Raw genomic sequence first — 7,237 nt, 5'->3', positions numbered from 1 at the left:
AACGGGGCACCCCAGATCAAAATCAAAAGCTAGGCGGCCTTAAAGCCGACCTGGCTTATTACGGCTGTACCTGATCCCCTGTGGGAGCGAGCTTGCTCGCGATGGACGTCAACGATAACGCTTCCCTTCTGGATGATGGGTGCGTGCGCTTGATCTGATCGTTCCCACGCGCAGCAAAGGAATGCCGCCAGGGACGCTCCGCGTTCCGCTGACGACGCATGACGTGAGCCGTGCGCAACGGTGACGCGGAGCGTCACAGGATGCATTCCCACGCAGGAGCGTGGGAACGATCAATAACCGGGGAAGGCCACCGGGCTTTTAGTGGCGGGTTTTCCGGCTGCTAACAGACGCAGGAGAACTTGCGTTAAAGACCTCGCCTCGTTAACCTTCTTGCGTCGCTGCCAATTCAGCGAACGGGTGTGGTAGCCCGGTTATTTCATAGACCCAGAACGCCTCAGGGCGTTTTTTTATGCTGGCTGCTTTGTGGCGGCTGTGCATGGGAGGCTTCGGCCTGCCGGGTTCCTATGACCGGTCTACCACCCTGTGTACAGCCGTCTCCCTATTTTGCGTGGTAGCGGATGGGGAGGGGCTCACTTTCATAGGAGCTTCGCCATGTTCAAACCAACGCCAAATCCCCCTGATGCGGATTGCCAGATAGAAAGCGGTCCCGAGTCTTCCCGTAACCGCCGCCCCAACCCCATCTTCACCATCCTTCCCAACGTAAACACTGAAACCCTCCTGGTCCACGCCTGTGAAACCCTTGCCTCGGCCAGTGTCATGGCCAGTGAGCTGGCATTTAATCTCAATGGCCCGAAATGTAATTTGGCCCTGGGAATTCAGCAGATGATCGCTTTGGCGGAGTTGTCGGTGAACCGGGTGCTGGATCATGTAGATCCGCAGGAGTAGGTCAGGACGCCGGGGTTGTAGGAGTGAGCTTGCATTGGGTGGGGTTTCGACGATGGAAACACCACTGGGTTTTTCGCAAGCTAGCTCCTTCATTGATGTGTGAGCGGGGCGATACTGTCCTGCTTGAGCTGGTTGTTTTTTTCAGCGTGACAGCAGTAACAAACTCCAGAGTCAACGCGTGGGGAGAAATTGATTTCTCATCAGAGTAGGCACCATTTAACCGCTTGCTCAGATTGTGTGATCTTGTCGGAGAAGGGCCAGGTGCGCATGTGGTAACGCTCGACCAGTTGCATCGGCAATATCTCGCCCTGCTTGAAATACCGGGTGTCGTTCCCGGCCTTCACTGAATGATGGCGAGGAAGCCAACCAATCTTCCAGTACCCACTTACCGGGCAGACTTGCCCGCTATAGCAGTACGGTGCGGATAAATGAGCCTGGCTGAATGCAGGGGATCCCGGGAGTCCCTGGCCGGTGGCCGGGTCCAGGAGTTTGGCCTTGGACAGTTGGTTGATCAGTGCGTTGCTGGGTTTTTCCGGTGGGACATTGGCCAGGCGTTCTTCGAGCCATTGGAGCTTGCCGTCCCATGGCGGTAATTGGGCTGGGGGGAGCGGGAGGATGTCGTTGATTTCGGGGACTTTGGGTTTCGCGTAGGAGTAGCCAGAGAGCACTTTCCAGATTTTCTCGTAGCGCTCGGCGCGTTCGAGATCTTCCTGTTGACCGAAGTAATCCATCGTATTGGTCGAAGGAGGGCCACGAAATGCATCGTCCAAGCGGCCGGCAGCATGTTCATCCCCGCCAGCAACACCCATTTGCAAGACTTCGATAGCTTCGCTGTATTTTTGTTCATCTCTCAGATAAATCGACAACATGACAGCAGCACCTCCATGCCCCTGTTCGGCAGCGCAACGGCGCATTTGCCGGGCAACGTCAGGAGCAATGTCGATGGGTGCCAGCTTATCCCCTACATCGAACTGCGCTTGGGCATTACCCTGATCGGCGGCCTTGCGGTAGTACCGCAAGGCCATTTGCGGATCCTGTTTCAATCCGGCTGAGCCTTGTTGCAGGAAGATGCCGACAAAGTAATTTCCCGTGGCCACCCCGGCATTGATCAATTGCTGACTCAGGCGTAGATGCTCATCGCCACGAAGATTGAAGTGGCCACGCATGGCGCCGTTTTGCAGGTTGATATTGGCCTTGTAGTGGTCGTTCTCGGCGGCGATGCGGTACAGCCGTTCGATTTCGACATCAACGCTTTTGTCTTGCTTGAGCTGGTTGTTGTTCTGCAACCAGCGCGCGTACTGGAACAGCGCATCGGCCTCGGCACTAGGGGCGGGAATTTTCTCGTGGGCGCAGGTGAAAGCCAGTTTGGCTTTGATCTCAGTCAGTGGATTCACATGAGGGTCCTTCTTCGTATAGGTAAAGGCAGTGCGGCTATCGCAAGCCGCCAGCAATAGGCAAGACAGCAAGAGGATTCGACGCATCAGTCGAAGTCCCTCAGCTTGGCTTTGTCGTAATAAAACTCGACCAGCGAAGCACAGGGCACATCCTTCTTTTCCTGGAGCCTTTTGTTGTCATCGATGATCTTTTGCCAAGCCTTAAATGCCTTGTCCGCATCGTCCTGCACCCCTCTCCCATCCGTATGCAGATCCCACAACCGCCGCCGCAGTGCCTGGGTCACACTCGCCCACTCATGGGCAATGTTCAGTTCACTGTCCACCTGCATGCTGCGGGTATTGATATTGGCCGAGCCGTGGGTGGTGAATACGTCGTTGACGATCATCAGCTTGGAATGGATGTACACCGGCATCCAGTCCTTGCCGGCCGGGGAGTCGGGGGCGACTAGCGAGCACACGTGAACCTTCAGGTTGGGAATGTCCTCCGGAACAATGGTGCTGTCCTTGACCCGCTGGATGTGATGATCGAGGCTGGTCTGCCACTCGGCCAGTTCCCGATGCCCGACGCGGTCGCGGGGTTCGGGGCGTGGCTGGGGTGGGGCGTTTTTTTTCACCTCCTCGATGCGCTGTAACTTCGTGACTTCGGGAATGGTCTCGGCCCGTCCGAGACTGGCGAGCATGCGCTGGGTGTTCAGGCTGCCGATGCCAACGCTGTCGTGGCTGGCATTGGTGATCACGAACAGGTGCAGTGCGCCATGCACGCCGGGGTCGCGCCCGGCCGCGGTCTGGCCGGTGGCGACCGCCTTGATGAACTTGGCCAGCGGTGGCCAGCGAAAGTACTGGTTTTCGATGTAGATGAACTGGGTCGCGTTGTTGACGGCTTTCAGGTAGAGCTGTTCGATATCGCGTTTGCCTTCCTGGGCCTGGGTACGCAGGATCTGGGCTATCTGGCGGGTCGTGCCTGGAGTGCATTGCAGCTGCGGCCCGATCTGCATGGCCTGACGCGAGTCGAGCAGGTCCTCACCGGTTTCCTTGCGCCAGGCCGTAGCAAAGTTGTGGTGCAGGTGTTCCAGGATCGGTCCGCTGACCTGGCTGGAGATGTCCTGGCGTGGGGTATCGCCGCGCGGGCCGGCGTTGGGTGCTGGCTTGCTGTCCTCAGAACGGTTCAGCGCCGAATGTCGATCGGTGTCCCAATACTCGTCGAGCATGTTGTGGCCCATGACGAAACCGACGGCGCTGTCGGGCAGTTCGTAATCGATCAGGACAGTTTTTTGGTGGTGCGAGGGTGTGAGCTTCAAGGCCTGCCGCATCTGTGTACTGATGTTCGGGTCGAGGCTTTCATATTTCACCCAATGGGAAATTTCCGCCCGTTCTTCCCAGCTGAAGCCGCGGCTGACGAACTGCGGCAAGCTATTCCCGGCCTGCTGCGCCGCCTTGTCGTCCGCAACCGCACATCGGGCGAACCAGTCGCGGTCTTCAGCGTATTGCGCCTCGGTGGAGCGCTGTAGTGCTCGATCTCTGATGCTAATCGAGCCTTTACCGGGCAAGTTGGCCTCACCCCCAACACCTGCCGAATTGAATGGCATCTCCCAACCCAGCATTCGTACGCGCACGCCTTCGCGGGCCTTGGCCAGGAGCAGGTCACCGATGCTGGGTGCCTTGCCATCGCGAATGAAGAACATCGACGGTTGGAATCCCCAGCAAACGATGTCCACGGTCCGGCTGGCCTGGGCGATGGCCAGGTGCACGGCGCAAAATGCTTCCTCGCCGTTGACCAAGGGCCGATAGGTGGCCATGGCGGGAGGGTATTCAGTGTTGCGCACGTACCAGGGCGTAGTGCACGTGACCTGGCTGGTGTGTTGGAGTGCGGCGGGGGCCACGATGTCGTACGGGTTCATTGGCTGTCTTCTTCCTTGGGGCTGAGGTCATCCATTACGGTGGAATACAAGGTGCGGAGCTCCGTGTGCGAGGCGGGCTGACTAACCTCGGAATGGTTTTTCGATGGGTGGTTGTGAAACCCCGCATTGGCCAGGTGCGCCTGTTCGGGATTGCGGTAATCGGTGGGCGTCGGGATCTGGTAAACCACACTGTTGGCCATCACCAGCCGATAACCCCGGGTGACGACCTGATGGTCGATCGACAGTTGCCCGGTCTTGTCCAGCACGCCTCGCTGGAGCACGGCGCCGTCGGCGTACAGCGTATAGGGCATGCCCGCCCAGCCGAGGCCGGAGGCGTTAGGGGCTTGCGGTATCGAAAAGCGCAAGGTTTGTCTGGATTGAAGTGGCGGGTAATCCGGATGCGTAGCGGTCATGCTGGCCGGGCCGCTGTACTCGACGTACGCCGCCTTGACGTTGTGATCGCCCATCGTTCCCGATTCGATGCCGCTCGCATCGAGGGTGTAGTAGCTGCCACCGCCATTGAGGGTGATTTTCTTTTTCGCGGTGATATGGATCTCGTCTTCGGTGCTGGTGATCGACAGCTCGTGGCGCGCAAGCAGTTCGAGTTGGTCGTTCTGCGCCTGCACGCTTACCGGGCCCTGATTGGAAATCAGCTTGATCCCCAGCTTGCGCACAAATACGCTCAATCCCTGACCCACACCCATGAACAGGCGCTTGACCACGCTGAGATCGGCTTGGCCGCCGGCGTTGAGCATCAGGTTCTCCTGCGCCGCCAGTTGCAGGTGCTGGCCGCTGGTGAGGGCGATGCCTTGGGGCGCGCTCAGCAGGATCACCTGGGCCTCGAGCTCATCGAGCTGATCTCGCATCAGTGACAGTTGCGCCTGCACATCGGCGGGTTCGGCATGGGCTGCCTGGGCGTCACTGGACAGGCTTTGCAGTTGCTCGCCGGCCTGTTGCAAGCGGCCCAGCGCGGCTTGCATGTCCAGCACCTGCCCCTGGGCTTTTGGTTGTTCATCGGCGCTGATGAACAATCCTTTGCCTGCACGGAGGGCGCCATGACCATCGCTCCTCAGCTCAAACCCTTCCCCCCGCTTCTGCTTCTTGGCATCCACCAGATGCCCCAGGTTCAGCTGACTCTTGCCGCCATATTCCGTGCTGAGCTTGACGTGCTCCTGCCCCCGCAGGTCTTCCATGCGCAGCTTGTTGTTCGCCGGCGTGCGCAGCACATTGCGGGTGTGGTCGCGATTGCGCAGGGTCACCGGGTCCGGGTGTTCGCTGTCGTGCAGGGCGTGGGCGATGTAAGGGCGATCCGGGTCGCCCTGTTCGAAGGCCACCGCCACTTCGGTACCGGCCAGCATCGGCAGGTGCAGGCCGTGGGTGTCGCCGCCGTAGGGGCGGGCCAGGCGTAGCCAGGCGCTTTCCTGGCCGGGTTTCCAGGTGTCGCGGTCGAACAGGAAGCGCACGCGGTAGCGGCCTTCGAGGTCGATTTCGGCGTAGCGGTCGTTGCGGTCGGGGCTGCTGAGGCGCGCCGGGAGGGTGCCGGCGATGATCGGTTTGGCCGGGACCGGTGGACGGAAGCAGACCATTTCGGCGTAGGGGATGGCCTCGAAATGCACTTCGATGCCGCGGTCGCGGGCGGCGCGGGTGCGCAGGCCGGTGATTACTGCGCCGGGGGCAAAGGCCTGAGGCGCGTCTTTGGGGAACTTTGGCGTCACGGTATCGCCATCGGTGAGTTTCAGCACCTGCCCCGGCGCCAGGCTGGCGCTGCTGCTGGCGCCGCTGAGGTGGGTCTGGGCGTTGAGGTAGCGCTCGTGGCGCAGGCGCGCGTAGAAAAAGCCGCTTTCGCTTTGCAGGTCTTCGTCCTGATCGAGGCGATCGCCGAGCACGCGGTAGGGTTCGGCGTAGTGGTAGGCCTCGCCGTAGGTGGTGCTCGTGGTGCCGCGGGTCTGGTCGACTTCGCCATCGAGCCAGGCCCGCGCGTCGCGGTGGTGATAGGCGCGAAAGTTGATGGTCTTTTCCACCACCTGGTGGTGGGTCTGCAGCTGCCACACGCCGTCCTCGCCACTGGCGAAACCGGCTGGCGCACGCAGCGGCAGCTGCACGCCGAACTGGTAGTGGCGCTGGTCATCGTGGAACTGGACGACGTCGATCTGCAGGCGGTCGTCGTGAGTGAAGTGGTACCAGATGCCGACCTCGGCCAGCAGCCGTTCGATGAACGCCAGGTCGCTCTCGCCGTACTGCATGACCTGTTCGCGGCGGGGGTATTCGCGCACCAGCTGGAACAGGAAGTGCTGGCCGAGGAAGTCGTGGCGGCTGCGCAGGATGTGCTCGACGATCTCGGGTACCGACTGCTGCTGGTACAGGCGGTACTGGCGGCCACGACCGAGCAGCGCCAGGCGCGGTTGCAGGGTGATTTCGTAGCGGGCTTCGTCGCGGGAGGCGGACAGGCGCTGTAAGCTGTTGACCATCCCGTACAGGCTACGCAACGGCTTGACCTCGGGCGTTGGCAAACCTGGGTATGGTGGTTTGGCCGGCGGTGGGTACAGGCTGAAGCGGCCGTCCTTGTTGAGTATCTGCTCGGCGCTGAGGTCCTGCTCGCTGCAAGTAAATTCGATGCGGTAGCTGAAGGGTTGGCTGAGGTGTTCTTCGCCTTCGAAGGCCAGGACATCGAACTTGGCGTCGAACCGGTGGATGGTGAATTTATGGCGGTGGTGATCGAAGACGATGCGCGATTGGGTGCTCATGGTCAGGCCTTCCTGGTCTGTAGGGGAGGGAACGTGCAGGAAGGGTTTTGCTTTCACCCGGGTCCTGAGGGGTGAAAGCATTAGTGAATTTGAAGGAAGTTGAATATGGGACGTTTCTGAGGATGGTGTAGGGCGTTTCCGTATTGAAATACCGGGTTACCTGTGTCGGATAACCCTGTAGGAGCTTGCCAGCGAATGGTCTTCTGGCTTGGCGTCGACTTGGCCGACGCCACCGCCAGCAAGCTGAACTGGCTTAATGATTTTGGACCCTCAGTGTACGGACCGGACACATGGT

5 protein-coding genes are annotated in these 7,237 nt (G+C 60.1%); 1 reads left to right on the top strand and 4 read right to left on the bottom strand.

Annotation, left to right across the window (positions count from 1 at the left end):
• Positions 1-612: 612 nt before the first annotated feature.
• Positions 613-906, top strand: a complete 294-nt coding sequence (locus PMI35_RS06890) for a DUF6124 family protein (protein WP_008063818.1) — start codon at positions 613-615, stop codon at positions 904-906.
• 200 nt (positions 907-1,106) lie between these two features.
• Here the strand turns inward: PMI35_RS06890 and PMI35_RS06895 are convergent, their stop codons facing one another.
• The 4 genes from PMI35_RS06895 to PMI35_RS35500 all read right to left on the bottom strand — a co-directional run.
• Positions 1,107-2,387, bottom strand: coding sequence for an SEL1-like repeat protein (locus PMI35_RS06895; RefSeq protein WP_008063816.1), 1,281 nt, complete (start codon positions 2,385-2,387; stop codon positions 1,107-1,109).
• Positions 2,387-4,198 (bottom strand): phospholipase D-like domain-containing protein, encoded by a 1,812-nt coding sequence (locus PMI35_RS06900; protein WP_008063814.1) that lies wholly within the window; start codon positions 4,196-4,198, stop codon positions 2,387-2,389. Before PMI35_RS06900 ends, PMI35_RS06895 begins: the two co-directional genes overlap by 1 nt.
• Positions 4,195-6,942: a type VI secretion system Vgr family protein gene (locus PMI35_RS06905; protein ID WP_008063812.1), complete on the bottom strand. Its 2,748-nt coding sequence runs from the start codon at positions 6,940-6,942 to the stop codon at positions 4,195-4,197. The genes PMI35_RS06900 and PMI35_RS06905 overlap by 4 nt, the downstream gene beginning before the upstream one ends.
• Positions 6,943-7,022: 80 nt before the next feature.
• A partial coding sequence (locus tag PMI35_RS35500; protein WP_238543201.1) for a hypothetical protein occupies positions 7,023-7,237 on the bottom strand: 215 nt, incomplete at its 5' end.

This window comes from Pseudomonas sp. GM78 (assembly GCF_000282475.1).
GTDB lineage: Bacteria > Pseudomonadota > Gammaproteobacteria > Pseudomonadales > Pseudomonadaceae > Aquipseudomonas.
This window is presented reverse-complemented; position numbering and strand designations above follow the sequence as displayed.